The following is a 25,405-nucleotide window of genomic DNA, read 5'->3' on the forward strand; positions in this document are numbered from 1 at the left end:
CCGATAGCGAAGGGTTACGCATGCGCTTCACCGGCACCGCTTCTTACGTCGCCACCGAGGATCTCACCGTCGCCGTCAATGCCGCGATCCGCCTGGAGCGGCCGCTGCTGGTCAAGGGCGAGCCCGGCACCGGCAAGACCGTGCTCGCCGAGGAGGTCGCCGCAGCGCTTGGGGCGCCGCTGATCACCTGGCACGTCAAGTCGACGACCAAGGCGCAGCAGGGCCTCTATGAGTACGATGCGGTCAGCCGCCTGCGCGATAGCCAGCTCGGCGATGCCCGCGTCTCCGACATCGCCAACTACATCAAGCGTGGCAAGCTCTGGGAGGCCTTCGTCTCGCCGGTGCGCCCGGTGCTGCTGATCGACGAGATCGACAAGGCCGATATCGAGTTCCCCAACGACCTGCTGCTCGAGCTCGACCGCATGGAATTCCATGTCTACGAGACCGGCGAGACCATCCGCGCCGCGCAGCGCCCGGTGATGATCATCACCTCGAACAACGAGAAGGAGCTGCCGGACGCGTTCCTGCGCCGCTGCTTCTTCCACTATATCCGCTTCCCCGACGCCGAGACGATGCAGGCGATCATCGAGGTGCATTTCCCGGGCATCAAGAAGCGGCTGATGGAGGAGGCGCTGCGCCTGTTCTTCGAGGTCCGCGAGGTGCCGGGCATCAAGAAGAAACCGTCGACCTCGGAGCTGCTCGACTGGCTGAAGCTGCTCGTCGCCGAGGATATCGGCCCCGAGGTGCTGCGCGAGCGCGATCCCCGCAAGCTGATCCCGCCGCTGCACGGCGCGCTCCTGAAGAACGAGCAGGACGTCTCGCTGTTCGAGAAGCTCGCCTTCATGGTTCGGCGCGAGAGCCGCTGAGCTTCGCCGGCGGGACCTCATCGCAAGGCGGGATGGCGGCGGCGAGATCGAGCTTGGGATCGATCTCGCGGACGGCCTGCCTGAGATCGAAATCGCGCATCAGCAGGACATAGTCCTGCGTTTCCGACGTTCTGAGGTAGCCGCTCATCGCGATCGGCTTGCCAGTGAGCTCGCCCAGCCGGCAGGCCTTGTTCGCCTCAAGCGACAGGCTGCCGCGATTGCCGCTGTTCTGTGGCCCTGCGAACATCTCCTCGCGGAAGGCGCCGAGGCGAGCGGCATCGCCCGTACCCAGCTTGAACAGCGTGAAGCGCCGGCCGGGCGCCGCCATGGCCGGCAGCTTGGCGAGCTCGACCGCGTCGCGGACCTCTTCCAGCGCGATCTTCCGCTCATGGCGGCCGCCATCCTTCGGCAAGGCGACGAGCGTCATGGTGACGCCGCCGGGCAATGTGCGGATGTCGGCGGGCAGGCTGATGCCGGCGCGCAGCTCGGCGAGGTTCGTCGTCTTGATATCGACCTTCGACAGTTTCGGCAGCGACGTCAGTGGGACGTGGCCGCAACCGGCGAGGAGGCTGAAAAGCAGCAGTTTGGCGGGCAGGGCGATGCGCATGGCGGTTCTCGATTGAATGGTTTTGACATTCAGAAATTCATCTCTTAGTTTAATTTTGTCAATCATGGAGCGAAGCAACATGACGCCCTCTCTAAGCTCGCCCCAAGGCCTCGCCGCGATGACGAGGCTGCGCCGCGTGAGCACGGTCGCCCGTTTCGCCTGCTTCGCGGCGGCTGCCCTGATGGCCTTCGGTGCGGTTTGGCTTTGGCGCGATCCCGAGCAGCTCGCCGCCTATGCTCGCGGTACGGTCGGGGTGAGTGCGCCGATCGGCCCGCTCTCTGTGCGCGGCTACTGGATCGCGCTTGCGGTCGGCCTCGTGCCGGCTGGTCTCTTCGTCGCGGCGATGCTGCGCCTCGCCGGGCTGTTCGGCCGTTTCAGCCGCGGTCAGGTGCTGGAGGAGGCGAATGCGGAGCGTCTCACGCGGGTCGGCTGGCTGCTGACTGCGATGGGCCTGGCGACGCCGGTGACGCGCGCGCTGCAGAGCGTCGCGCTGACCTTCGACAACCCGTCAGGCCACAAGCAACTGGCGATCACACTCGATCCCGGCACGTTCGGCGCGCTCGCGGCCGGTGCCGCATTGGTCGCCTTCGGGCTGGTGCTCAAGGAGGCGGTGCGGCTCGCGGACGAGAATCAGAGTTTCGTGTAGGAGCATGGCGATGCCGATCATCGTCGAACTCGATGTCATGCTGGCGCGTCGCAAGATGCGCTCGAAGGAACTCGCCCAGCGCATCGGCCTGACCGAGCAGCAGGTCTCGCAGCTGAAATCCGGCAAGGTGCGCGGCATGCGTTTCGATACGCTCAGCCGGATCTGCGCGGTGCTCGACTGCCAGCCGGGTGACCTGCTGCGCTATGAAGCGGGACCGGAGGAGCCGACCGTGGAAGGCGAGGGCGACGAGGCCTGAGCTGCCCGCTCAGCCGAGCCCGAGCAGCGGCCTGGCGGCGAGCGCGGCCAGCAAGGCGGTCACGGTCAGGCCGGCATAGACTGCGGAGACGGCGCCGAGCGCGACGAGTCCCGGGCCCGTCTGGCGCGTCGCCAGCCAGATCAGGAGCCCCAGAACCGGGACGATCTGCAAGGCGTGCAGCGCGAAGAAATGCGCGAGGCGCAGATCGCCGATACTGAGCGACCAGCCCAGCAGCGGTATGGTCGGATGCAATACAGGCGGCGTGCCGACGAAGTGGCCGCCGGGGTTTCTGCCGAGCACGATACCGCTCAGCAGGCCCAGGACGCAGGTCAGCGCGAGACCGATCACCAGCGACCAGCGCAGGACCGACGGCATCGGCGCGGCGTCGCGCCTGGCGAGCCCATAGGCGAGGAAGCCGGGGGCCAGGGTGAACATCACGGCGCCAATTCCCATCAGCACGTAGAGCGCTGTGCCGAGCGGGGTGCCGTTGTAGTGCGAGGCCTCCACCCGGGAGGCGCGCCAGGCGATGTAGAGCACTTCGAGCACGATCGGCACGATCACCGGCCAGACCACATAGCGCCCGGCCCATGATGCCCGGAAGCGCTCGCTGGTCAGGGGCAGGAATACAGCGAGCGTCAGCAGGTAGAAGGCGACCGAGAGCTCGAATTTCAGCGGCTTCACCCAGGTGCCGACGCCCCCGAACTGGCGTTCGTCGAGGCTCAGGGCAAGCACGGTGGGCAGCGCCAGCCCCAGCATGGCGAAGGCTGCCGCGGCGAGGCGCGGTTCGATCTCGATGTCGCGCAGCCAGCCCGGCAGCCGGGACTGGAAGCGGGCGATCCGGTCCTCCCGGGCAAGGCGGAAACAGGCGGCGATGAGCAGCCAAGCGAGATAGCCGGCTGGACCGAACAGGAAGGTCAGGATCAGGACCGGCACCATCAGCCAGTGCGGAATCTCTTCTTCCTGCGAGCGCCTGAGAATCCAGTTCCCGAGGAACAGGTCGAAGGCGAGATAGTGCACCCAGCCTGCAAGCAACAGCGGCTTATAGCCGAACAAGGCGGCGACCGAGTCTAGCGAGCCGAATCCGCCGTCTGCGCCGTGCCAGTAGACGAGGATCAACACGAGGTAGCCGAGCGAGAGCAGGGCCGGAATGATCCAGCCGGCGAGTGCCGCCGAGACGCCGCGCCAGCGCGGCAGCAGGATCAGCGAAAGCCAGCCGATGATGGCGAGGCGGCCGGCGACAGCGAAGGCGTCGTCGAAAAAGCTCGGCATCGCAAACTCCGATCTTGACGCTGTTAAGTTGTGGTGTCTGCCTATTGCGCTATCTTGACGGCGTCAAGTTCAATTTTGACGTTGTAAAGATATGGAGTTGTCGGACATGGCGATGGGGGTGGCGGGGCGCGGCGGCTATCATCATGGCGATCTGCGCCAGGCGATGATCGACGCGGCCGAGGCGGTCCTGGCCGAAAAGGGCGTCGACGGCTTCACCCTGCGCGAATGCGCGCGGCGCGCCGGGGTCTCGCCCGCGGCGCCGGCGCATCATTTCGGCAATCTCGTGGGCCTGTTGACCGCGGTGGCGACGCTCGGCTTCGACGAGCTGTCCAATGCGATGGAGGCAGCGGTCGCGGACGCCGCCGCCAGCGGCGGCGACCGGCTTGCGGCGATCGCGGACGCCTATCTCGCGACCGCCCTGGCGCGGCCCGGCCGCTTCCGGGTCGTCTTCGGGCGCCTCGGCCTGAAGCGCGGCGACGAGGCTCTGATGCGCGCTGGCCTGCGGGCCTTCGGCATCCTGGTGCGCGAAACCAAGCTGGCCCTCGGGCGGCACATGACGGACGATCCGCTGACGCGGTTGCCGTCGAGCTATTCCGAGGATGCCGATCTCGGCGCGATCCTCTTCGTCTGGTCGCTGACGCACGGATTTTCGACCATGCTGATCGATGGCCAGCTTGGCTCATTCGAGACCCTGCCCGGCGGCCGCGAGCGCCTGCTCAAGCTCTATTCGCAGCAACTCGTGCAGTTGCTGGTCAGCGCGGTGCGCCAGAGCCGGAGCGATATCGGCGCATAGCCCTCGCAAATCCCGGCGGGCGTGGTTAGATGGCGACCATGCGCCGCCTGATGCTTCTGCGCCATGCCAAGTCGAGCTGGCCCGCCAATACTGCCGACCGCGACCGGCCGCTCGCCGTGCGCGGACGCGAGGCCGCCCCGGTGATGGGCCGCTATCTCGCCGAGGAGCTGCTGTTTCCCGACCTTGTCCTGATCTCGCCGGCCAAGCGCACGGTCGAGACCTGGGAGCTGGTGCGGCCGATGCTGCCGGAAAAGCCGCCGACGCAGTTCGAGCCGCGGATCTACGAATCGCCGTCCGAGCGGCTGCTGAAGGTGGTGCAGGAGGTCGAGCCGTCGGTGCGGACCCTGCTGATGATCGGCCATAATCCCGGCTTCGAGGAGCTTGCTTCCAAGCTCACCAGTCATGGCGACCGCTATGCGGCGGCACGTATGGCCCAGAAGTATCCGACGGCCGGGCTCGCGGTGATCGATTTCGACATCGAGGACTGGCGCGACCTCGCGCCCCGTTCCGGCCGGCTCGACCGCTTCGTCACGCCCGCCTCGCTGGGCGAGGGGCCGGACGAGTGAGGCGCCCGGCCTGATGGCGTCGGCCTCCTATCTCGACGAGGCCCGCGATGCGGCGCTGGCTTTCGGCGACAGCCTGCTCGGCCTGGCGCGGCCGCGTTTGCGCATCGGGGTCACCGGCCTGTCGCGCTCGGGCAAGACCGTCTTCACCACGGCGCTGATCCAGAATCTGGTCGAAGGCGCCAAACTTCCCGTGCTGAAGGCTTCGGCGGAAGGGCGGATCGCCCGCGTGCGGCTGGTGCCGCAGCCCGATCCCGATATCCCGCGCTTTCCCTATGAGGCGCATCGCGCCGCCCTGTCGGGGCCGGACCGGCGCTGGCCGGAATCGACAAGGCGAATCTCCGAGTTGCGGCTGGAGATCGACTATGAGCGGGCACAGGGCTGGTTCAAGGGGCCGGCGACGCTGACGCTCGATATCGTCGACTATCCCGGCGAGTGGCTTCTCGACCTTGCTCTGATCAATCAGGACTATGCCGGCTGGTCGGCCCAGGCCGTCGCCGATGCGCGCAAGCCGCATCGCCTGCCCGTTGCGGCGCCCTGGCTCGAAGACCTGAAGGCACGCGACCCTGCCGGCCCCGTCGACGAAATGGCGGCGGAGGCGGCGAGCGAGCGCTTCAAGGCCTATCTCGCGGCATTACGGGCCGACCCCGAGGCCGTCGCGGTGACGCCGCCCGGGCGCTTCCTGATGCCGGGCGATCTCGACGGCTCGCCGGCGCTGACCTTCGCGCCGCTCGACCTTCCGCCCGGTGTCCAGCCGGTGCCGGGCACGCTCGCCGGGCTGATGGCGGAGCGCTTCGAGGCCTATAAGCGGGTCGTGGTGGTGCCGTTCTTCCGCGAGCATTTCGCCAGGCTCGACCGGCAGATCGTGCTCGTCGACGCGCTGGCGGCGCTCGATGCCGGTCCGGCAGCGCTCGCCGATCTCGAGACGGCGCTCGGCCAGGCGCTCTCGGCCTTCTCGGTCGGCCGCAATTCCTGGCTCACCAGCCTGTTCGCGCCGCGGATCGAAAAGGTTCTGTTCGCCGCGACCAAGGCCGATCATATCCACCACACCAGCCATGACCGGCTCGCCAATGTGATGTCGCATCTGGTGGCGCGTGCCGCGGGCAAGGCGCAGGGCGCCGGCGCCAAGGTCGAGGCGATGGCCTTCGCCGCGATCCGCGCCACGCGCGAGGTCCGGATCCGCGACGGGCGCGAGGAGCTGCCCGCGATCGCCGGTGTGCCCGAGGCCGGCGAGGTCGTCGACGGCGAGGTCTTCGACGGCCAGACCGAGGCCGCGATCTTTCCCGGCGAGCTGCCGCAGCGACCGGAGGCGATCTTCGACCCTGCGACGCCGCGCTGGCAGGTACGCGCGCCGCGCTTCCGCCCGCCGCTGGTCAAGCCCGATGCCGGCGGCCGTATTGCGCCGCCGCCGCAGATCCGCCTCGACCGTGCGCTCGAATTCCTGATCGGCGACCGGCTGTCATGAGGGGAGGGCAGGGGTGAGCAAGGCGCCACGAGCCATCCGTCTCGATCCGGCTAGGCCGGAGGACGAGCTGTCCGAGCGGCTGGCTGCCGGCGGCGACGTTGCGATCGTACCCGAGCATGAGCCGATCGAGCCGGAGGCGGCGCTTGGTGTGCCGGTTCCGCGTCGGCGTCCCTTCAGCTGGGGCAGCCTGTTCGTCGCGGCGCTTTCGGGGCTGCTGGCGCTTTCCGCCGCGATCTGGACCGAACAGACGATCAGGTGGCTGCTGGCGCTCAACCCCGCAGTCGGGATTGCGGCTCTGGTCTGTGCCGGCCTCGCCGCGCTGGCGCTTATCGTCATGCTCGGACGGGTGCTGCGCGACATCCTGCGCGAGCGCAGGGTTGAAGCCTTGCGCGAGCGTGCCGTCGCGGCGCTCGCCGAAAGCGACCTCGCTAAGGCGCGGGCGGTCACGGCCGATCTCGAACGGCTCTATTCAGGCCGGGCGGAGACGGCGAAGGGCCGGGCAGAGCTTGCCGCCCATGCGCCGCAATTGCTGGCTGCGCGCGATCTCCTGACCGTCGCCGAGCGCAGCCTGATGACCCCGCTCGATGCGCTCGCCCAGGCGCAGGTGGCGCAGGCGGCGCGGCGGGTCTCGCTGGTCACCGCGGTCAGCCCGCGCGCGCTGGTCGACGTCGTCTTCGTGCTCGTCGCCTGCGCGCGGCTGCTGCGGGCGGTCGCCGGCGTCTATGCCGGCCGGCCGGGGACGCTCGGCCTGCTTCGGCTGGCACGGCAGGTGCTCGGCCATCTCGTCGTCACCGGTGGCATCGCGGCCGGCGATGCGGTGATCCAGCAGGTGCTCGGCCAGGGGCTCGCTGCGAGGCTCTCGGCCAAGCTCGGCGAGGGCGTGCTGAACGGGCTCCTGACCGCGCGCATTGGCCTTGCCGCGATCGCTGTCTGCCGGCCGCTGCCTTTCGTCGAGGCGCAGCCGCCGGGACTCTCCGACGTGGCGGGCGACCTGTCGGGCTGGGGCGGCAAGGACGGTTGAGCCTCATCGTCGTTCCGGGCCGGCGCTGCGTTTCGCGCCGGAAATGACGATCGCGCTCGGCAGAATTTGCCGGTGCCGGATGAATCTGCCCGGTCGGAAGCGCCGGGAAAGATTCTGAAAACCATCCAAGCTCTTGAAATATCTCAGCCCTCGCGGTGGCACGGGCTGTGCAAACTCACCTGCGGTTCGACATGCCGCCCATGGGGGGCGCTGTCCGGGTCTGATGGCCAGGTGAGGTTGCGATGGGTGTTTTCAGTGCGCTGACGACGGCGGTGACGGGCATGCAGGCCCAGTCCTATGCCCTCGAGAATATCTCCGGCAACATTGCGAACTCGCGTACCGCCGGCTTCAAGCGGGTCGACACCAGCTTCTCGGACCTGGTGCCGGATTCAGCACTGAACCGGCAGATCGCCGGCTCGGTCGCCTCCTATAGCCGTGCGACAAACACCATCCAGGGCGACCTCAACGCGACCCGCATCGACACCAATGCGGCCATCAACGGCGACGGCTTCTTCGTGGTCGACCAGCGCCAGAGCGGCGTCGGTGCCTCGACCCAGTTCGCCAACACCAATCTCTACACCCGTCGCGGCGATTTCGATTTCGATGCCGACGGCTATCTCGTCAACGGCGCCGGCTACTATCTCAAGGGCCAGAAGATCGACCCCGTCACCGGCCAGGTAATCGGCAGCCAGCCCGATGTGCTGCGCATCACCAAGGACCAGTTCCCGGCCAAGGCGACGACGCAGATCGAATACAGCGCCAACATTCCAGCCTATCCGAAGACCAACAGCGCCGTTTCGACGACACTTGGATCCGAGCTGCTCAATGCCGGCACGGGCTTCGGCACCAACCCCAGCATCACGCCGGGTGGTACCGGCACTGTCGTCGGCAGCGACCTCACCACTTTCCTCAACCGCTCGATCCCCGGTGGCTCGGTCACGGTCTACGACACGCTCGGCAAGGCGACGAGCGTCGAGCTTCGCTGGGCCAAGATTTCCAACGCCACGACTACGCCGGCACCGGGCACGCCCGACACTTGGAACCTGTTCGTCGCCGAGAATACCGGCGCGACCGGCGCGGCGGTCGCCTACCGGAACATCAATACCAACATCACCTTCGACACGACCGGCAAGATGACGCTGCCGGCAAACGGCAACATCGTCATCCCGCCGATGACGATCGGCGGCACCGCGATCTCCCCCGCCGCCGCTCCCATCACCATTGTCACCAACGGCACCAGCCTGACCCAGAACGGCGACACCAGCGGCCAGATCGACGCCCGCAGCATCCGCCAGAACGGCTACACCGCCGGCACGCTCGACCGGGTCTCGATCTCGAACGAGGGCCAGGTGATCGGCACCTTCAGCAACGGCCAGGTCGTGGCGCTGGCGCAGATCGCCGTCGCCCGCTTCAACGCCGGCAACGCGCTGAAACGTCTCGATGGCGGCGCCTTTGAAGAGACAATCGAGTCGGGTGCGCCGATCGTCGGCCTCGGCACCGCAGCGCTGATCGGCGGCAATGTCGAGCAATCCAACACCGACATCGCCGACGAGTTCTCGAAGATGATCGTCACCCAGCAGGCCTATTCGGCCAACACCAAGGTGATCTCGACGGCGCAGGAGATGCTGCGCGACGTCTTCAACATCATCCGCTGAGGACGACCGGGCAGCCGGAGCCTGACGGTCCAGGAGGGCCGGGGCGAGACGACAGGAGTTGACGATGGGGCTCGGAACCGCTCTCGACACCGCCATTTCCGGCCTGCGCGGCACGCAGGCCGGCATCGGCGTCATCTCGCAGAACGTCGCCAATGTCGGCACCGCCGGCTATGTCCGGCGTTCGGTCTCGAATGTCGATACCAATGCCGGGCGCAATGTCGGCGTCGGCAATCCGAACGTCCAGCGCTTGCTCGACCGGATCGTCCAGCACCAGCTCTGGCAGGAGACCTCGGGCGCGGCCTACACCGCGACGCGGGCCGAGGCCTTTGCCGGGCTCGACCAGCTTTATGGCGCGCCCGGCAGTGCGACCGCGCTCGACTCGATGTTCAGCACCTTCACCAGCTCGCTGCAGGCGCTGCGGAACGATCCGTCCTCCTATACCAACCGCACCGCCGTCCTTAACTCCGCGAGCCAGCTCGCGAACCGGCTGCGCACGGTCTCCGAGGGTGTGCAGACCCTGCGCAACCAGGCCGAGGCGGGCATCGGCAATGCAGTCGGCCGGGTCAACGAGCTGCTGGACTCGCTGACCAACGTCAACGCCCGCATCGTCAATGGCGAGGCGAGTTCGGGCAACGCCGATCTGCGCGACCAGCGCGAGCGGATCGTCTCGGAACTCTCGCAGTATCTCGAGATCCGGACCCAGGAGCAGCCGAGCGGCGCGATCACCATTACCGCCGCCTCCGGCACGCAGCTCTTCGATGGCCGCCCGACCGTCCGCTTCGAGTTCGACCAGCGCAGCGCGCTCGGCCCGAACGCGCAATGGAGCACGGACCCGGCGCAGCGCGGCGTCGGCACGATCGTCGCAAGGGATCTCTCCGGCAACGGCTTCGACGCCATCGCCAACAACACCTTCCGCTCCGGTGAGATCGGCGCGCTGCTCGAGCTGCGCGACAAGACGCTGGTGCAGGCGCAGGCGCAGCTCGACGAGATTGCCGCCCAGCTCGCCAGCGCGCTGTCCGATCGCGAAGTCGCGGGAACGGCTGCCACCGCCGGCGCGGCGACTGGCTTCGATGTCGACCTCAACGGCCTGAAGGCCGGCAATACGGTGACGCTCGACTACAAGGTCACGCCCGGCAGGCAGACCCAGCGCTACACCTTCGTGCGCGTCGATTCCGCCGCGTCGCTGCCGCTGCCTGCCTCGGCCCAGGGCGATGCCAACAACCGCGTCATCGGCATCGACTTCTCCGGCGGCCCGGCCTCGGTCGCGGCGCAGATGCAGGCGGCGGTCGGTCCCGGCTTCACAATTTCGAACACCGGCTCGGTGCTGCGCATCGTCGACGACGGAGCCGCCGGCACGCGCGACGTCGTCGGCCTGATCGCGCGCCCGACGCAGGACTCGCTGACCGGGGGCACGGCGGAGCTGCCGTTCTTCGTCGATTCCGGCCGCGCCAATGGCGCCTATACCGGGTCCTACGAGGGTGGGGCGCAGTCGGTGGGCTTCGCCTCGCGGATCGTGGTGAACCCTAATCTCGTGAGCGACCCCAAGTCCCTGGTGCTGCTCACCCCCACGACACCGCAGGGCGACACGACCCGGCCGCAGTTCCTGCTCGACCGGCTGACCTCGAGCCAGCGCAGCTTCACCAACGCCACCGGCTTCGACGGCTCGGGCGCGACCTCCTCGATGACGATGGCGAACTTCGTCCAGCGCGTCGTGGCCGGGCAGGGGCAGGCGAGCGCCGCCGCCCAGCGGCTCGACGAGGGGCAGCAGGTCGCGCTCGCGGCCGTGCAGAGCCGCTTCCTCGAGGATGCACAGGTCAATGTCGACCAGGAAATGTCCACCCTGATCGAGCTCCAGTCGGCTTACGCCGCCAATGCGCGGGTGATCTCGACCGTCAAGGAGCTGCTCGACGTGCTGTTGAGGCTGTAAGGAAACCGCGCCATGACCATCACCGCCACCGGCACCGGCGCCTATCGCTCGGCCAAGCCGAACCAGTTCGTCTCCAGCCGCGCGCAGTTCGACGATCTGCAGCGCCAGCTCGCCACCAAGAAGAAGAGCGATACCTTCGCTGGCCTTGGGATGGACCGGAGCCGGAGCCTCGATCTCAACAACAAGCTCTCGACGCTCGAAGGCTACCTGACGGGGATCCAGCGCTCCGAAGTCAATCTGAAGCTTGCTTCCACGGCGGTCGAGAACTTCGCCAAGATGACGCGCGAGACGGTGAGCGACACGCGCACCGGCAGCTATCTGCCGAGCTCGACCGGACGCTCCGCGCCGCAGGTTCTGGCCGAGGAGAAGTTCAAGCAGACGCTCGATCTGCTCAACACCAACGTCAATGGCCGCTACCTGTTCTCCGGCCGCACGGCCGATGTCGAACCGGTTGCCAACTATTCGCTGATCATGAATGGAGACGGCGCCAACCGCGCCGGGCTGAAACAGCTGATCTCCGAGCGCCGGCAGGCCGATCTCGGCGCCAACGGGCTCGGCCGGCTGACGACGGGCGGTGCCGGCACCTCGGCGACGATCGCGAAGGAGGCGGGCGACCCGCCTTATGGCTTCGACCTGACCGGCGCCTCGACCAACTCGGCGGCGCTGACGGTGAACTACACTGCCGGACCGCCGGCCGATATCGCGGTCAACGTGGTGGGAACCCCGCTGCCCGGCGAGACGCTGACGATCAAGCTCGAACTGCCGGATGGTACGAAGGAGGAGATCACGCTGACCGCCCGCGCCGAGGGCACGGACGGCACCGCCCATGGCAGCTTCGTGATCGGCGCGGACAACAATGCGACGGCGACGAATCTGCGCGCGACCATCGACGCGGCGCTGAAACGCGAGGCGAACACCACCCTGTCGGCTTCGTCGGCCCAGGTCGCGGCCAAGGATTTCTTCAATGGCAGCCCGAGCAATCCGCCGCTGCGGGTGCCGGGGCCGCCCTTCGACACCGCGTCCACGGCGCCGGCGCCCGGCACCGATGCCAATACGGTGATCTGGTACAGGGGCGACGACGCGGCCGGCCCGGCGCGCGCCACCTCCAGCACCCAGGCCGACCAGAGCCAGATCGTCGCGACCGGCGCGCGCGCCAACGAGGAAGCGTTCCGGACCGGGTTGGCGCAGTTCGCGGTGCTGGCGGCCGAGACCTTCCAGGCGAGCGATCCCAATTCCGAGGCGCGCTACGAGGCGATGACCGAGCGGGCCCGCGATGCGCTGGGCTTCCCGCCCGGCGTCCAGAACCCCTCCGAGATCATCGTCGAGTTCGGCACGGCGCAGACGGCGCTGGCGCAGGCCAAGGAACGGCACACCGCGACCAAGAACTATCTGACGACGACGCTGGACGGCATCGAGAACGTCACCACCGAGGAGGTGGCGGTGCAGATCCTCGCCCTGCAGAACCAGCTGCAGGCGAGCTATCAGGTCACCTCGATCCTCTCCAAGCTGAGCCTGACGAACTATCTGTAACCGATCGGGGCGGCGCTCGGCGCCGCCTTCGCCTTGCCGTGGTCGCCACAAACGAAAACGCCGCCCGGAGTTCGGGCGGCGTTTTCGTTTCGGTTCAGTCAGGGGCGAGGCGGCCCAGGAAAGGGCTCAGCGCCCGCGCAAGCCCGCTGCGAGGTCGCGGTTGATGTCGACCAGCACGGTTAGTGCGGCCGGGCCAGGATTGGCCGCGACGCGGAAGGTGTGGTTGAAGATGAAGTTCGCCAGCGACAGGATGTTGCGCTTGATGTCGACCGGCAGCGGATTGTCCTCCGCGATCACGGCCGAGACCAGCAAGGTCCAGAGCTTGCGGTTATAGTTCAGGGCTTCGTCGAGTTCTCGTGAGCGGCCGGCCCAATCGTCTGCAATTGCTTGGAGCCGGAAGCCGGCTTTGAGCAGCAGTGAAGCCTCCAATTCACGGGGGGAAGCTGTATTCTGCGCAGATTTGGCCGCTGCGGCGTAAGCATTAAACCCGCTTTGCATTCTCGATAAGCTCCGCCTCGTACGCAATCAGCTTCTTGGCTGATTTCAGACCTTTGTAGAGTTCGGAGCTTAAGATGCAGTTATTGATCTCAGACACATGCGGCAGAGCGCTCGGCGCGGCTTGGAGGAAGTCGCGCACCAGCTGGAAATAGACCTCGTGCTGGTGCGTCGCGCTGCCGGCCAGATACATGAGCTGGACGGCCAGGTAGATCTTCTTGGCCGGGCTGTCGGCGGTTGCCGGGGTGAGGATGTCCTTCTCGCGCAGGATCGGCGCGTCGCCCTCGATGAAGAAGCGCGTGCGCTGCTCGTCGTTGCGGATGACGACCGAGCCGATGATGATGCGCTCGTTCGGTTTGAGCTCGACCTTGAGGGCCATTGTCTTTCCTGCCTTCTGGCTGGCGGGGGGCGGCGCCCTTCGGGATCAGCCGAAGAGACGCAGCACGCCCTGGTCGGCCTGCGAGGCCAGCGACAGCGCCGTCTGCGAGAGCTGCTGGCGGGTGTTGAGCGCGAGCAGCTTGGCGCCTTCCTCGTTGGAGTCAGCGAGCACGAGATTGTCGGCGCCGGTGGTCAGGGTGTTGACCAAGTTCTTGGTGAAGTCCTGACGGGTCTGGACCACCGAGAGATTCGAGCCGAGCGTCGAGGAGATCGAGCGCAGCGAGGAGAGCGCGCTGGTCAGCGTGTCCGCGACGGTGTTCAGCGAGGTGTCGTCCTGGATGTTGAACTGGCCGGTCAGGGCCGTGCCGCTGACCGCAGTCAGCACGCCGAGATTGGCAGCGGACAGTGTTTCGCCCTGGATGTCGAGCTTCGACTGGTTCGTCCCGGTCTTCTCGTTGAAGATGATCGAGAGCTTGTCGCCGTTGAGCAGGTTCTTGCCGTTATAGCCGGCGTCCTGGGCGAGCTTGTCGATCTGGTCGCGCAGGTCGTTGAACTGCTTAATCAGGTTGGAGCGGACGGTGGAATTGCCGCCGGTCGAGGTGATGCCGGCGCCGGCCGAGTTGCCGTCAGCGACGAGCAGGCCAAAGGTGGCGTTCTGGTTGGTCGCGCTAGAGGCATTGGTGCGGGCCGCGGTCGCGTCGGCGCCGGCGCCGATGCCAACGCGCAGTGTGTCCGAGCCGGCCCCAGTGACGTTGAGGCGGCCGGAATCGTCGATGGTCGCGGTCGCGATACCGGACTTGTTGATCTCGTTGACGAGGTCGCGGACGGTCGCGTTGGCACCGAGGTCGACGGTGTAGGTGGTCGAGCCGGCAGAGATCGTCAGGGCGGTTGCCGGCGTCGTGGTCGCGTTGATCAGATGGCCGACGCTCGTGGCGGTCGCGTCGGCAGGCGCGCCGGCGTTGCTGATCCGCTTGTCGAGCGCGATGTCCTTGCGGCTCTTGCCGTTGGTCGCGGTCACTTCCCCAGCATCGGCGAGGACGTCGGACGTGCCGATCCGGTTCGGGCGGTTGGCGGCAGCATCCGCCTGCGCCTGCTTGATGGTCGACTGTAGCGACTGAACCAGCTTGGTGATGGAGTCGATGCCCTGCGAGGCGGCTGTGATGGTCTGGATGCCGTTCGAGATGCCGTCCAGCAGGCCCTTCAGCTCATTGGCGCGGTCGTTCAGGCCGAGCGAGGTGAAGTAGTTGACGGGGTTGTCGATGGCAGAATTGACGCGCTTGCCGGTGGCGAGGCGGTTCTGGATGATACCCTGCTCGGCAGTGGTCTGCTGGAGGGTCAGAAGATTGGCCCTGACGCCGCTGGTGAGAATCGTATTCGCCATCTTCGGTCCCCTGAAGGCGCGATTCGAGCGCCCGTGCGGTTTGGTCTAGCGAGATAATCCTTTCTTAAGGCTAACAACCGGTTAACGACTTGCCGGCGCCCGGTGACGCGAAAAAGGCGGCGGAGCTTTCGCCCCGCCGCCCTTTGGCTTCGTCCCACTTCTGTGGGCTGGCCCGCTCCTGCGGGACCGAAGGATCAGAACAGACGCAGCACCGCCTGGTCGGCCTGCGAGGCCAGCGACAGGGCCGTCTGCGACAGCTGCTGGCGGGTCTGCAGGGCGAGCAGCTTGGCGCCTTCCTCGCTGGAGTCGGCGAGGACCAGATTGTCGGCGCCCTGGGTCAGGGTGTTCACCAGGTTCTTGGTGAAGTCCTGACGGGTCTGGACGACGGACATGCTGGAGCCGAGCGAGGAGGCGGTCGAGCGTAGCGAGGTCAGTGCGTTGGTCAGCGTGTCGGACGCCGTGTCGAGCGACGCGTCGTTCTGGATGTTGAACGACACGCCGGCCGCATCGGTCGTACCGGCCGTCAGCACGCCGAGGTTGGCGGCCGTCAGCACCGAACCCTGGACGTCGAGCTTCGACTGCTGCGTCCCGGTCTTCTCGTTGAAGACGATCGAGAGCTTGTCGCCGGCGAGAAGGTTCTTGCCGTTGAAGCTCGAGTCCTTGGCAAGCTGGTCGATCTGTGTGCGCAGGTCGTTGAACTGCTTGATCAGGTTCGAGCGGACAGTCGAGTTGCCGCCAGACGCCACGATGCCGGCGCCGGCCGCATCACCGTCGGCGGTTGCAAGGCCGATGGCGGCGTTCTGGTTGCCAGCAGCCGTGCTGTTGGTGCGGGCCGCGGTCGCGTCGGCGCCGGCGCCGAGACCGATGCGCAGCGTGTCCGAACCGGCGGCGGTGACGTTGAGGCGACCGGAATCGTCGACTGAGGCAGTAGCCAGGCCCGAGCTGTTGATCGTGTTGACGAGGTCACGAACAGTCGCGTTCGCGGCGAGGTCGACCGTGAAGGTGGTCGAGCCGGCCGAGACCGTCAGAGCCGTTGCCGGCGTCGTGGTCGCGTTGATCAGGTGGCCGGCGCTGGAGGCGGTGGCCGCGGCGGGAGCGCCGGCAGCGCTGATCCGCTTGTCGAGCGCGATGTCCTTGCGGCTCTTGCCACCGGTGGCGGTGACTTCGGCCGCGGTGGCCAGCACGTCGGCGGCGCCGACCTTGTTCGGACGGTTGGCGGCGGCGTCGGCCTGAGCCTGCTTGATGGTCGACTGCAGCGACTCGACGAGCTTGACGGCCGAGTCGATGCCCTGCGAAGCCGCCTGGATCGTCTGGATGCCGTTGGAGATGCCGTCGAGGAGGTTGGTCATCTGGCCGGCGCGGTCGTTGAGGCCGGCAGAGGTGAAGTAGTTCACCGGGTTATCGACAGCGGAGTTGACCTTCTTGCCGGTGGCAAGACGGAACTGACCCTGCTGGGAGGCAGCGGTGGTCTGGGAGAGCGAGGTCAGCGCGCTGCGCACGCCGGAAGAGAGGGAGACGGTAGCCATCGTAGAATACCCTTCTGGTATGATGCCTTCTGGCGTCCGGGCCGTTCTGGCCAGGACCCGGCGACCATCGGGGTCCATCTCGTAACAAGCGGTAAATTCGGCCCGGCGAATTGCCCGGAAATTGGGCGAAACCGGCGCGTGGTTAACTGCGGGTGAAACGAGCGAGGGCGTCGCGCGCGGGCGAGCAGAGGCCCTAAAACGCCATCGCCCGCCGGCTCAGCCTTGCGCGAGCGACGGCGGGCGATGGAACGCGGAGCGATCGGTAGCCTGGTTCAGGCCGTGCGTTCGACGACGTGCGAGGAGGACATGGTCGTCTCGCGCGCTCGCTCGATCAGGTCGCGGGAAAAGGCGCGCAGCTTGAGCATGGTCTCGTCGGGCAGTTGCTCGACCGTCTCGCCGGTGTCCGGGTCCGTCTTCTGGAGCACGATGCTGTGGGTCTTCGAGTCGATCACCAGGCGCCGGTCGACGGCCTCGCGCCGTTCCTGCTTCTGATAGGCCGCCTCGGTGCGCTCGCGGTTGACGGCGTCGTCCTGGTTCTGGCGGTACTGCGCCTGCTCCTGGCGCTTCTCATTGGCGCGTGCGCGGATATCGAGCTGGAGGGCCTCGCCAGCCGCGGCGGACTGCACGGTCTTCTCGGCCGGAAGCTCGACCGGCGCGCTGCCGGGCTGGATTGCAATATCGGTCCGCACCGTCGCCTGCGCGGCGCCGGTGGCGATCATTCTGGGTGCCCCGCCGAAATCCATTCTGGACTCCTCCTGCCTGAGACGGACTCAGTTCATGATAGCGAGCATGGCGGGGAAAGTTGAATCTGCCGTTACGGAAATTGATAAATTGTGAAGGATTGGCTGCTAAGGGCCGCTTTTGGTTAAGGATTTTGCTGAGCGCGCGCGAGGCGCGCTCTGTCCTGTCTCGCTGAGCTGAGCGGAGCGCGGCTAGAGGCTCTTCGAGATCACCATCGGTCCCGCATTCGGCCGGGCGAAGACGCCGGCGCCTACCGTCGCCGCCGGACCATAGCCCGCAGCCTTCATCGGCCTGTTGGCATCCGCGGCGAGGTCCCGCACGATCGATTCCGACACGGCCCGCGCCGTTGCCAGCACGGCCTGATTTGTCTCGATAAGCTCCTGGAAGGCGAGATGCGCCGCCTTCAGTCGCTTGACCTTCTCCGGGACGAAGCGCGCGAGCGCGACGGCATTCAGTTTGATCTGCTCGACGCCCTTCATGTAGATGCCCGCGAGCTCGGATTTGCGCGGCTCGCGTTCCATCGCGTCCTTGAGCCTGCCGGCCTTGACCAGCGCGGTCTCCTCGCCGACCAGATGCGACAGCGCTCCGAGCGCCTCGGACACCGCCTCGATCAGACCTTCCGCCTCGATCGCGTTGCCGACACGCGGGCGCTCGTCGATGACGGGCGGCCTAGCCAGCATGGCCGCCTCCGGCGTTGGTGCCTGAGGCCTTGGCCTGGACCTGGATCAGGTCGCGCAGGATCTGGTCGGAGAGGCCGAGGCCGCCGGCCTTCTGCAGATGGCGGGCATATTCCTGGGTCAGCATCGAGCGATAGACCTCGCCGCCGGTGCCGTTCTCGCCGAGCGGTCCCTCGGTGCCGGAGGAATCCATCACGCTCTTGGTGAAGTTCTCGAGGAAGACGGTCTCGAACTCGTCGGCCGTCTTCTTGGCCTTGGCGGCCTTGCTGCCGTCGAAAGCGCTGGCGATGCCATGGGCGATGTTGGCGGCGGCGCCGAGCGCGAGCTTGGCGGCGGGGATGGCGAGGGCAGCACTCATTACATCACCTCGATTTCAGCTTGCAGCGCGCCGGCTGCCTTGATGGCTTGCAGGATGGAGATCAGGTCGCGCGGGCCGATGCCGAGCGCGTTGAGGCCGTCCACCAGCTCGCGCAGCGTGACGCTCTCCTTGACGAGGGCGAGCTTGTTCGTGCCCTCGGTGTCGACCTTGACGTTGCTGCGCGGCACGACGACCGTTCGGCCGTTGCCGAACTCGTTGGGCTGGCTGACCTGGGGCTCCTCGGAGATCGTCACGGTCAGGTTGCCCTGGGCGACGGCGACGGTGGAGACCCGCACGTCCCGGCCCATCACGATAATGCCCGAGCGCTCGTCGATGATGACGCGCGCGCCCTGATCGGGCTCGACGCGGAGCTGCTCGATATCCGTCAGCAGCCGGATCATGTTGCCCTGGAACCGCGGCGGGATCTGCAGCACGATCGTCGAAGGGTCGGTCGGCTCGGCGGAATCGCCGCCGATGAAGTCGTTGATCGCGGCGGCGACGCGCCTTGCCGTGGTGAGGTCGGGATTGCGCAGCGAAAGGCGCAGCGTCTTGAGCTTGTTGAGCGCGAAGTCGATCTCGCGCTCGACCAGGCCGCCATTGGCGATGCGGCCGACGGTCGGCACGCCGCGGGTGATCTTGGCGGCCTCGGCCTCGGCCGAGAAGCCGGAGATCGCGACGGGGCCCTGCGAGACCGCATAGACCTCGCCATCGGCACCGAGCAGCGGCGTCGCAAGAAGAGTGCCGCCCTGCAGCGACTTGGCGTCGCCCAGCGCCGAGACGGTGACGTCGAGACGCGTGCCCTGGGTGGCGAAGGGCGGCAGGTTGGCCGTCACCATCACCGCGGCGACGTTGGCGGTGCGCATATTGGCGCCGCGGGTGTTGACGCCGAGCCGTTCCAGCATCGCCTGCAGCGACTGCTTGGTGAAGGGGGCGTTGTTCAGCGTGTCGCCGGTGCCATTGAGGCCGACGACGATGCCGTAGCCGAGAATCTGGTTGGAGCGGACGCCTTCGACCGAGGCGAGGTCCTTGATGCGCGAGAGCGCGCCGCCGAGGCCGGGCGAGGTGCCATGGGTGCCGCCGAACGAGGCTGCGGCGACCTTCGCCGCCGATCCGGCGCGGGCCTGTCCAGGCGCCGGCCCCGGACCCTGCGCCAGATCCGCCGCCCACGCCGCGCCGACGAGCAGCAGCGTTGCGGCAGCCTGCGTCAGCAAATGGCGGATCGGGAAGAGGGCGAACATGTGGCTACCGGGTTCAAGCGTCGTCGGACGACAAACGCCTTGCGAACTGCGTGCCAGTTCCAGAAAATTCGAAAACCGTTCTTAATCATAGCTTTAACGATGCCCGGCTTAATCGGCGGCAGGTCGGGAACATGTCCAAACCTGCCGGGCACGGCAATTCCTGCCGGGTCGTTTACCGCTCGTTAACCCTGCCGCCGGCAAAACGGAGGCAGGGTCGGGCGGGGTCAAAGAGCCAGCAGTTCGAACCGACCTCGAGAGCGCCATGATCCGCATCGACCAGCGCGCAGCCATCACCTCGACCGGAGCGACGAGCCGCGGCAAGGCCGCGAGCGGCACGAGCTTCAGCCTTCCGGGGCGCGAGACGGCCGCGAGCACGCAATCTTCCGCCGTCAGCCATGCCGGCCCGCTCGATGGCCTGCTGCTGGTGCAGGAGGAGGAAGGCGGCCAGGAACGCCGACGCCGCCAGGCGCGCCGCGGCCACGACCTGCTCGACGGGCTCGACCGGCTGAAGGCGGCGCTGCTCTCCGGCCGGGTTCAGCTCGCCGAACTGGAGCGCCTCAAGGCGATGCTGTCGACGCGGCGGGAGAACACGGACGATCCGCGGCTCGACGAGGTGCTGGCGCATATCGAGCTGCGCGCCGCGGTGGAACTGGCGAAGCTCGGACGCTGACGCCGGGACGGCAATGCCCCGGCGCCGCCACGGCTAATTCAACGACGCGCAATTGTTCGGCGCAGGCTCGCCCCGGAAACGCTGGTCCATCCAGGCGACGGCTGTCGCGGCGCTGTCGATTGCCGCGGGCAGATGGCCGATCCCTTGCAACGCATCGAACTGGACGGCGCGGCCGGCCCGGCACAGCGTCTGGGCATAGGCGCGGGTGACCTGCGGGCGCACCAGCGTGTCGCTCGTGCCCTGCGCGATATAGACCGATACGCCGCGCGGCGTCACGCCGGGCGAGTTGCGTGCCAGCAGGGTGCGCCAGGGCTCGCGCGTACCGAAATTCTGATCAGTGAGGAAGCGGCGCTCGAGCTGCCGCGTCGGCCAGAGCCGCAGCACGACGTCCCGCAGGCTCTCGACGCAATCGGCGGCGAGATCGTTGACGATCGGCACGGCCTGTTCGTTGACGATCTGTGCCATCGGGGCGCCATAGACGCGCGACCATGACCAGAGCGTCATCGCGGTCAGGTTGCGGCCGCCATCGGTGTCGATGTCGTCGGCGAGCAGGGTGCCGAGCTCGGTCGCCGGCGCTGCCGCCGCGACGCCGACCAGCTTCAGCTCAGGCGCGAGACTCCTGGCGAGAAGCCCCGTGAACAGCGCGGCATGACCGCCCTGCGAATGGCCCCAGACGGCGAAGCTGCGGCTCGCTGCGGCGTCGGGAAGCTGCTGGACGGCCCTGACGGAATCGACGACGGAGCGGCCCGCGCTGGCGCCGACGAGATAGGGATGAGGTCCGGGCGTGCCGAGGCCGGGATAGTCCGTCGCCGTGACGATGTAGCCCCGGGCGAGCATGGCGCGCAGGCCCTGGATGGTCTCGAAGACTCCGCCGGAGAGAGAGGGCGCGCATTGCGGCTGCACCCCGGTGGTGGGGTGGGCCCAGGCCACCACCGGCCGCCCGCCTCGCGGGGCCGTGCCGGCCGGGACGACCGCGACGCCGGAGACGGCTATCGGCTTTCCATCGAGGCCTACGGACCGATAGAGGATCCTGTAGGCGCGGGCGTTGCCCGGCGCCCCCGGCAGCGGCTCGCTCCGGATCAGCGAGCCAGGCTTGCCCGCGGCGATCTCGTCCGGCGGCGCGGTGTAGAAGCCTGATTGGGCATGTGCGGGCCCCGCCAGAACGGCGGCCGACAGGGACAGGACGAGAGCAAAGGCAAGACGCATCGACGGTTCTCCGGCCGGCGGCGCCATGCCGCTACGACACGGGCCGCAGACTGCGCGGAGAATCGTTCAGCAATGGTGTTCGGCCGCACAGCATCGGCGCGGCCGGAACGCGGGCGAGGACGCCTTATCGGATGAACTGGTCGACGAAATCGGCGCCGAGCCCATTGGCGGCGTAGTGCGCCCGGCATTTGTCGATGCGGGTGAAGACGTCGTCATAGCCGAGGCACTTGCCGTCGGGGTCGACATAGATCATCGCGCCGTTGACCTGGAACATGGTGATCATCTCCTCGACATCGGGGTCGACCACCAGGGTGTGGGTCTCGCCCGGCGCCTCGTAGACATAGCCGCCTTCGGTCGCGACCCAGTCATGTTCGAGATAGCGCCACTTGCCCTTGAGCACATAGCCATGCACCGGCTGGGGATGGCGATGGCGCGAGAGCACGCCGGCGCGCCGGACCTTGAGCAGGTTCATCCAGTAGCCGCGCGTCGCCGAGAGGCAGAGCGGGCGGAACCAGACATTGTCGTCGACCGGCACCCAGACGCGGTCATCCTCGGGGATGACGTTGGGGATCACCAGCTCCGGCGGCGATTCCTTGGGCTGCGGATGGCGATAGGGGGTCCAGCGCTCGGCGTTCGTGGCGGCGACCGGGATCGGGCTGACCTTGTCCATGGCTCGTTTCTACCCTTGAGTTTTCGATTCAGGCCCTTCCTAGACTGAATCCGGAAAGCGGGCCATGTCATTGATCGGGCGGCGTTTCGTCGCCCGGCTGAAGAGTCTGGCGCTCAGACTGCGAGATAGCCGCCGTCCACCGGCAGGACGGTTCCGGTGACGAAGCGCGCCGCATCCGAAAGCAGGAAGACGATTGCGCCGCCGATATCGGCGGGCTCGCCCCAGCGGTTCATCGGCGTGCGCGCCAGGATCGGGGCCGAGCGCTCGGCATCCTCGACCAGAGGCCGCGTCAGCTCGGTGGCGATCCAGCCGGGGGCGACCGCGTTGACCCGGATGCCGTCCGTGGCCCAGGCGGCAGCCAGCGATTTGGTGAGCTGGCCGACGCCGCCCTTCGACGCGGCATAGCCAGGCGCGAAGGGCGAGCCGTGGAAGGTCAGCATCGAGGCGGTGTTGACGATGGCGCCCCTGCTCGCCGCGAGCTTGTCCCGGGCGGCGACGCACATGCGCATGGTACCGGTGAGGTTGACCTCGACGGTGAGGCGGAAGGCCTCGATCTCGAACTCCCTGCCGCCTCGCTGGATCATGCCGGCGCAGTTCACCAGCGCGTCGATCCGCTCGCAGCCGGCGACGATGGCGCCGACCTGATCGTCCTTGGTGACGTCGAGCCTGGCATGGCGGATCGCGGCGTGGGCCGGCGTGGCGGCGACCTCCTCATCGGTGAGGCCGGTGGCGAGGACGCGGTAGCCGGCTTCGGCGAGGGCGAGCGCCGCGCCGGCGCCGATGCCGCGCGTGCCGCCGGTGACGAGGGCGAATTTCTGGATGACGGTCATGGGCGGCTGCTCTTCATGGGCTGGCGGCCCTTGGGCATGTCGGCCATGGGCTCATCGATGATGGATGCAATTCTAGACGGCAGTGCCGCTGCGGGGGAAGCAGCCGGCTCCCCCGCCTTCGCCTGATCGCCTTGCGCCGAGGGTCTGGCCCGCAGCGCCGGGCGGTCACCGCGGCCCGAGTTCGAAGCGCAGCATCGCCGAGCCGCCGCCCCTGACGTCGCCGCCGCCCAGCTGCCTTTCGCGGTTCATCTTGACGTCGAGCGTCGTCTTCCAGGGCGTGCCGGGCGCGAGGCCGAGATCGGTGACCAGCTGGAGCTGCGGTGTCAGCGTCGCCTCGGGCATGGCCTGGCTGGCGAAGGCGTAATTGCTGGCGAGGGCGATCTCGGAGATCAGCGTCACATTGTCGAACAGGGAATAGCGATAGCCCAGCATGGCGTTGACGTTGTGGCTGCCGCTGCCGGCCATGCCGAAGCCGCCGCCGGTTGACAGGCGCCAGAGCAGCCCGTTGCCGGCTGCGGTGGAGCGCCTTGCCAGCGACCAGTCGAGGCGCGTGTCGGAGCCTTGCCAGGTTCCGGCACCGCTCACGATCGCGGTTTCGAACGAGAGCAGGTCCGGGCCGATCTTGAAGCCGACGGCACGCTCGGTCGCCGCATAGGGGCCGCGCGAGACCGCGCCGAGGCCGCGTCGGATCGTGCTGGTTTCCACCTCGGGCCGGGCGAGGCCGGAGCGCCGTGCTCGCTCGTGATAGGCGAAGCTCTTGTCGAGCGTCGGGGCGATCAGGGTCGGGATCGCGAGAACGGGATCCAGCTCCTCCTCCTGCTCCGGGTCTTCCCAGAAGGGCTCGTTCGGCAGGCTGGTCATCTCGTATTGAGCGAGGATCGCAATCGCGCCCGCACCGGAGGGCTGCTCGCGGGCGGCCGCGGGGGCTGCGAGCACGGAGAGGGAGGCGCAGAGCAGGCCGGCGGAGGCTGTCGAGAATATGCTGGTCAATGCATCGGATCGCGGAGCGGATGACGAAGCAAGCCATGGTGCCGGCCGATCGTGCTCATAATGCGGCAGTGCAACATGAGACGGTTCAAGCCGGGCTTCCTGCGGCCGGCACGGCATTTCGCGGATATTCCGCCGCTCTGCCACAAAAGGCCTGCTTCCCCCTGCGGCCGTAACCCGCTAGGAAGCGCGCGAGCCTGCTGCGGCGCCAAAGCCGCAGTTCGGGACCGTTCCAGACTGGCCAGAAGCAGGGGTCGTATCACATGAGCAAGATCAAGGTCGCCAACCCGGTCGTCGACATGGACGGCGACGAGATGACCCGCATCATCTGGCAGAAGATCAAGGACACGCTGATCTTCCCCTATCTCGATCTCGAACTCGACTATTACGACCTCTCGGTCGAGAACCGCGACAAGACCGACGATCAGGTCACGATCGACGCCGCCAACGCCACCAAGAAGCACGGCGTCGCCGTGAAGTGCGCGACGATCACGCCGGACGAGGCGCGCGTGAAGGAGTTCAACCTCAAGTCGATGTGGAAGTCGCCGAACGGCACGATCCGCAACATCCTCGGCGGCGTGATCTTCCGCGAGCCGATCATCTGCAAGAACGTGCCGCGCCTGGTGCCGGGCTGGACCCAGCCGATCGTCATCGGCCGCCATGCCTTCGGCGACCAGTACCGCGCCACCGACTTCAAGTTCCCCGGTAAGGGCACGCTCTCGATCAAGTTCGTCGGCGAGGACGGCAACGTCATCGAGAAGGAGGTCTTCAAGGCTCCGGAGGCCGGCGTCGCCATGGCGATGTACAACCTCGACGAGTCGATCAAGGACTTCGCCCGCGCCTCGCTGAACTACGGCCTGATGCGCAAGTACCCGGTCTATCTCTCGACCAAGAACACCATCCTCAAGACCTATGACGGCCGCTTCAAGGACATCTTCCAGGAGATCTACGAGGCCGAGTTCAAGGCTGAGTTCGACAAGCTCGGCATCACCTATGAGCACCGCCTGATCGACGACATGGTCGCGTCTGCGATGAAGTGGTCGGGTGGCTATGTCTGGGCCTGCAAGAACTACGATGGCGACGTGCAGTCCGACACCGTCGCGCAGGGCTTCGGCTCGCTCGGCCTGATGACCTCGGTGCTGATGACGCCGGACGGCAAGACCGTCGAGGCCGAGGCCGCGCACGGCACGGTGACCCGCCACTATCGCGAGCACCAGAAGGGCAAAGAGACCTCGACCAACTCGATCGCCTCGATCTTCGCCTGGACCCGCGGTCTCGCCCATCGCGCCAAGCTCGACAACAATGCCGAGCTCGCGAAGTTCGCGGCCCTGCTCGAGAAGGTCACGGTCGACACGGTCGAGGCTGGCGACATGACCAAGGATCTCGCACTGCTGGTCGGCCCAGACCAGAAGTTCCTCTCGACCACCGGCTTCCTCGACAAGGTCAGCGAGAACCTGCGCAAGGCGATGGCCGCGTAAGCGATCTGGCCTGCTAGACAAGAAAGAGAAGCCCGGCCGTATGGCCGGGCTTCTCTATTGGGCCATGGGTGTCAAGTCGGCTGACGACGAATGTCTCAGATGGGCCGGAAGGGGAAGTTGGCTCTCTGATCAGTCGCGTGTTCCCCGTGGAAGAGGCCGGCCCGTGACGACT

26 protein-coding genes are annotated in these 25,405 nt (G+C 67.3%); 12 read left to right on the forward strand and 14 right to left on the reverse strand.

All coding sequences use genetic code 11. The annotated features are described in order from the left end of the window. Positions 1-20: 20 nt before the first annotated feature. Positions 21-866 (forward strand): AAA family ATPase, encoded by an 846-nt coding sequence (locus RKE40_RS07180; protein WP_316017550.1) that lies wholly within the window; start codon positions 21-23, stop codon positions 864-866. Here RKE40_RS07180 and RKE40_RS07185 read toward each other — a convergent pair. Further along, complete coding sequence (locus tag RKE40_RS07185) at positions 841-1,617, reverse strand: hypothetical protein (RefSeq protein ID WP_316017551.1); 777 nt, start codon at positions 1,615-1,617, stop codon at positions 841-843. The genes RKE40_RS07180 and RKE40_RS07185 overlap by 26 nt on opposite strands. On the opposite strand from RKE40_RS07185, the gene RKE40_RS07190 reads away from it, so the two are divergent. Then, positions 1,610-2,119: a DUF2975 domain-containing protein gene (locus RKE40_RS07190; protein WP_316017552.1), complete on the forward strand. Its 510-nt coding sequence runs from the start codon at positions 1,610-1,612 to the stop codon at positions 2,117-2,119. The genes RKE40_RS07185 and RKE40_RS07190 overlap by 8 nt on opposite strands. Before the next feature lie 10 nt (positions 2,120-2,129). Next, on the forward strand, positions 2,130-2,375 hold the full coding sequence (locus RKE40_RS07195) for a helix-turn-helix domain-containing protein (RefSeq protein ID WP_316017553.1): 246 nt from the start codon (positions 2,130-2,132) through the stop codon (positions 2,373-2,375). Positions 2,376-2,384: 9 nt separating this feature from the next. On the opposite strand, the gene RKE40_RS07200 is transcribed toward RKE40_RS07195, so the two are convergent. Further along, a complete protein-coding gene (locus tag RKE40_RS07200; protein ID WP_316017554.1) occupies positions 2,385-3,644 on the reverse strand; it encodes an ABA4-like family protein in 1,260 nt (419 codons plus the stop codon). 106 nt (positions 3,645-3,750) lie between these two features. Here RKE40_RS07200 and RKE40_RS07205 point away from each other — a divergent pair, with 106 nt between their 5' ends. From RKE40_RS07205 to RKE40_RS07235, 7 genes are all read left to right on the forward strand, one after another. Further along, positions 3,751-4,437, forward strand: coding sequence for a TetR/AcrR family transcriptional regulator (locus RKE40_RS07205; RefSeq protein ID WP_316017555.1), 687 nt, complete (start codon positions 3,751-3,753; stop codon positions 4,435-4,437). A gap of 38 nt (positions 4,438-4,475) precedes the next feature. Continuing rightward, positions 4,476-5,003, forward strand: a complete 528-nt coding sequence (locus RKE40_RS07210) for a SixA phosphatase family protein (protein WP_316017578.1) — start codon at positions 4,476-4,478, stop codon at positions 5,001-5,003. 13 nt (positions 5,004-5,016) lie between these two features. Next, on the forward strand, positions 5,017-6,465 hold the full coding sequence (locus RKE40_RS07215; protein ID WP_316017556.1) for a YcjX family GTP-binding protein: 1,449 nt from the start codon (positions 5,017-5,019) through the stop codon (positions 6,463-6,465). Positions 6,466-6,478: 13 nt separating this feature from the next. Continuing rightward, positions 6,479-7,486, forward strand: a complete 1,008-nt coding sequence (locus RKE40_RS07220; protein ID WP_316017557.1) for a YcjF family protein — start codon at positions 6,479-6,481, stop codon at positions 7,484-7,486. Between the two features lie 242 nt (positions 7,487-7,728). Continuing rightward, complete coding sequence (locus RKE40_RS07225; RefSeq protein WP_316017558.1) at positions 7,729-9,141, forward strand: flagellar hook protein FlgE; 1,413 nt, start codon at positions 7,729-7,731, stop codon at positions 9,139-9,141. Between the two features lie 64 nt (positions 9,142-9,205). Further along, positions 9,206-11,068: a flagellar hook-associated protein FlgK gene (gene flgK / locus RKE40_RS07230; RefSeq protein ID WP_316017559.1), complete on the forward strand. Its 1,863-nt coding sequence runs from the start codon at positions 9,206-9,208 to the stop codon at positions 11,066-11,068. A gap of 12 nt (positions 11,069-11,080) precedes the next feature. Next, a complete protein-coding gene (locus RKE40_RS07235; protein ID WP_316017560.1) occupies positions 11,081-12,598 on the forward strand; it encodes a flagellin in 1,518 nt (505 codons plus the stop codon). Positions 12,599-12,724: 126 nt separating this feature from the next. Here RKE40_RS07235 and flaF read toward each other — a convergent pair whose 3' ends face one another. From flaF to RKE40_RS07275, 8 genes are all read right to left on the reverse strand, one after another. Then, positions 12,725-13,096, reverse strand: coding sequence for a flagellar biosynthesis regulator FlaF (gene flaF, locus RKE40_RS07240; protein ID WP_316017561.1), 372 nt, complete (start codon positions 13,094-13,096; stop codon positions 12,725-12,727). After that, positions 13,080-13,472: a flagellar biosynthesis repressor FlbT gene (gene flbT, locus RKE40_RS07245; RefSeq protein WP_316017562.1), complete on the reverse strand. Its 393-nt coding sequence runs from the start codon at positions 13,470-13,472 to the stop codon at positions 13,080-13,082. Before flbT ends, flaF begins: the two co-directional genes overlap by 17 nt. 45 nt (positions 13,473-13,517) lie before the next feature. Beyond that, positions 13,518-14,852, reverse strand: a complete 1,335-nt coding sequence (locus RKE40_RS07250) for a flagellin N-terminal helical domain-containing protein (RefSeq protein WP_316017563.1) — start codon at positions 14,850-14,852, stop codon at positions 13,518-13,520. 194 nt (positions 14,853-15,046) lie between these two features. Beyond that, positions 15,047-16,378, reverse strand: coding sequence for a flagellin N-terminal helical domain-containing protein (locus tag RKE40_RS07255; RefSeq protein ID WP_316017564.1), 1,332 nt, complete (start codon positions 16,376-16,378; stop codon positions 15,047-15,049). 272 nt (positions 16,379-16,650) lie between these two features. After that, positions 16,651-17,121, reverse strand: a complete 471-nt coding sequence (locus RKE40_RS07260) for a flagellar protein FlaG (protein ID WP_316017565.1) — start codon at positions 17,119-17,121, stop codon at positions 16,651-16,653. A gap of 189 nt (positions 17,122-17,310) precedes the next feature. Further along, positions 17,311-17,799: a hypothetical protein gene (locus tag RKE40_RS07265; protein ID WP_316017566.1), complete on the reverse strand. Its 489-nt coding sequence runs from the start codon at positions 17,797-17,799 to the stop codon at positions 17,311-17,313. Then, positions 17,789-18,154, reverse strand: coding sequence for a rod-binding protein (locus RKE40_RS07270; RefSeq protein WP_316017567.1), 366 nt, complete (start codon positions 18,152-18,154; stop codon positions 17,789-17,791). Before RKE40_RS07270 ends, RKE40_RS07265 begins: the two co-directional genes overlap by 11 nt. Further along, positions 18,154-19,392 carry a flagellar basal body P-ring protein FlgI gene (locus tag RKE40_RS07275; RefSeq protein WP_316017568.1) on the reverse strand — a complete coding sequence of 413 codons (1,239 nt, stop codon included), beginning with the start codon at positions 19,390-19,392 and terminating at the stop codon, positions 18,154-18,156. The genes RKE40_RS07270 and RKE40_RS07275 overlap by 1 nt, the downstream gene beginning before the upstream one ends. A 262-nt stretch (positions 19,393-19,654) precedes the next feature. Here RKE40_RS07275 and RKE40_RS07280 point away from each other — a divergent pair, with 262 nt between their 5' ends. Then, positions 19,655-20,062 (forward strand): flagellar assembly protein FliX, encoded by a 408-nt coding sequence (locus tag RKE40_RS07280; RefSeq protein WP_316017569.1) that lies wholly within the window; start codon positions 19,655-19,657, stop codon positions 20,060-20,062. A 33-nt stretch (positions 20,063-20,095) separates the two neighbouring features. Here the strand turns inward: RKE40_RS07280 and RKE40_RS07285 are convergent, their stop codons facing one another. The 4 genes from RKE40_RS07285 to RKE40_RS07300 form a co-directional block, all read right to left on the reverse strand. Beyond that, positions 20,096-21,268 carry an alpha/beta fold hydrolase gene (locus RKE40_RS07285; RefSeq protein ID WP_316017570.1) on the reverse strand — a complete coding sequence of 391 codons (1,173 nt, stop codon included), beginning with the start codon at positions 21,266-21,268 and terminating at the stop codon, positions 20,096-20,098. Between the two features lie 124 nt (positions 21,269-21,392). Beyond that, positions 21,393-21,938 (reverse strand): 2,4'-dihydroxyacetophenone dioxygenase family protein, encoded by a 546-nt coding sequence (locus tag RKE40_RS07290; RefSeq protein ID WP_291646792.1) that lies wholly within the window; start codon positions 21,936-21,938, stop codon positions 21,393-21,395. Positions 21,939-22,051: 113 nt separating this feature from the next. Further along, the gene (locus RKE40_RS07295) at positions 22,052-22,768 is read right to left on the reverse strand and encodes an SDR family NAD(P)-dependent oxidoreductase (RefSeq protein ID WP_316017571.1); all 717 of its coding nucleotides are present in this window, start codon (positions 22,766-22,768) and stop codon (positions 22,052-22,054) included. Positions 22,769-22,933: 165 nt separating this feature from the next. Further along, positions 22,934-23,758 carry a hypothetical protein gene (locus RKE40_RS07300; protein WP_316017572.1) on the reverse strand — a complete coding sequence of 275 codons (825 nt, stop codon included), beginning with the start codon at positions 23,756-23,758 and terminating at the stop codon, positions 22,934-22,936. A 260-nt stretch (positions 23,759-24,018) separates the two neighbouring features. Here RKE40_RS07300 and RKE40_RS07305 point away from each other — a divergent pair, with 260 nt between their 5' ends. Beyond that, positions 24,019-25,233 (forward strand): NADP-dependent isocitrate dehydrogenase, encoded by a 1,215-nt coding sequence (locus RKE40_RS07305; RefSeq protein ID WP_316017573.1) that lies wholly within the window; start codon positions 24,019-24,021, stop codon positions 25,231-25,233. Positions 25,234-25,405: the final 172 nt, after the last annotated feature.

The sequence above is a fragment of the Allobosea rubneri genome (genome assembly GCF_032464875.1).
In the GTDB taxonomy this organism is placed as follows: Bacteria; Pseudomonadota; Alphaproteobacteria; order Rhizobiales; family Beijerinckiaceae; genus Allobosea; species Allobosea rubneri.

Bases quoted from the DNA above. Each gene is read 5' to 3' on its own strand.
- RKE40_RS07295 (WP_316017571.1), bottom strand. From the start codon at position 22,768: ATGACCGTCATCCAGAAATTCGCCCTCGTCACCGGCGGCACGCGCGGC.
- RKE40_RS07205 (WP_316017555.1), top strand. From the start codon at position 3,751: ATGGCGATGGGGGTGGCGGGGCGCGGCGGCTATCATCATGGCGATCTG.
- RKE40_RS07290 (WP_291646792.1), bottom strand. From the start codon at position 21,938: ATGGACAAGGTCAGCCCGATCCCGGTCGCCGCCACGAACGCCGAGCGC.
- RKE40_RS07265 (WP_316017566.1), bottom strand. From the start codon at position 17,799: ATGCTGGCTAGGCCGCCCGTCATCGACGAGCGCCCGCGTGTCGGCAAC.
- RKE40_RS07200 (WP_316017554.1), bottom strand. From the start codon at position 3,644: ATGCCGAGCTTTTTCGACGACGCCTTCGCTGTCGCCGGCCGCCTCGCC.
- flgK (WP_316017559.1), top strand. From the start codon at position 9,206: ATGGGGCTCGGAACCGCTCTCGACACCGCCATTTCCGGCCTGCGCGGC.
- RKE40_RS07225 (WP_316017558.1), top strand. From the start codon at position 7,729: ATGGGTGTTTTCAGTGCGCTGACGACGGCGGTGACGGGCATGCAGGCC.
- RKE40_RS07215 (WP_316017556.1), top strand. From the start codon at position 5,017: ATGGCGTCGGCCTCCTATCTCGACGAGGCCCGCGATGCGGCGCTGGCT.
- RKE40_RS07280 (WP_316017569.1), top strand. From the start codon at position 19,655: ATGATCCGCATCGACCAGCGCGCAGCCATCACCTCGACCGGAGCGACG.
- RKE40_RS07260 (WP_316017565.1), bottom strand. From the start codon at position 17,121: ATGGATTTCGGCGGGGCACCCAGAATGATCGCCACCGGCGCCGCGCAG.
- flbT (WP_316017562.1), bottom strand. From the start codon at position 13,472: ATGGCCCTCAAGGTCGAGCTCAAACCGAACGAGCGCATCATCATCGGC.
- RKE40_RS07305 (WP_316017573.1), top strand. From the start codon at position 24,019: ATGAGCAAGATCAAGGTCGCCAACCCGGTCGTCGACATGGACGGCGAC.
- RKE40_RS07180 (WP_316017550.1), top strand. From the start codon at position 21: ATGCGCTTCACCGGCACCGCTTCTTACGTCGCCACCGAGGATCTCACC.
- RKE40_RS07235 (WP_316017560.1), top strand. From the start codon at position 11,081: ATGACCATCACCGCCACCGGCACCGGCGCCTATCGCTCGGCCAAGCCG.
- RKE40_RS07255 (WP_316017564.1), bottom strand. From the start codon at position 16,378: ATGGCTACCGTCTCCCTCTCTTCCGGCGTGCGCAGCGCGCTGACCTCG.
- RKE40_RS07195 (WP_316017553.1), top strand. From the start codon at position 2,130: ATGCCGATCATCGTCGAACTCGATGTCATGCTGGCGCGTCGCAAGATG.
- RKE40_RS07210 (WP_316017578.1), top strand. From the start codon at position 4,476: ATGCGCCGCCTGATGCTTCTGCGCCATGCCAAGTCGAGCTGGCCCGCC.
- RKE40_RS07250 (WP_316017563.1), bottom strand. From the start codon at position 14,852: ATGGCGAATACGATTCTCACCAGCGGCGTCAGGGCCAATCTTCTGACC.
- RKE40_RS07275 (WP_316017568.1), bottom strand. From the start codon at position 19,392: ATGTTCGCCCTCTTCCCGATCCGCCATTTGCTGACGCAGGCTGCCGCA.
- RKE40_RS07285 (WP_316017570.1), bottom strand. From the start codon at position 21,268: ATGCGTCTTGCCTTTGCTCTCGTCCTGTCCCTGTCGGCCGCCGTTCTG.
- flaF (WP_316017561.1), bottom strand. From the start codon at position 13,096: ATGCAAAGCGGGTTTAATGCTTACGCCGCAGCGGCCAAATCTGCGCAG.
- RKE40_RS07270 (WP_316017567.1), bottom strand. From the start codon at position 18,154: ATGAGTGCTGCCCTCGCCATCCCCGCCGCCAAGCTCGCGCTCGGCGCC.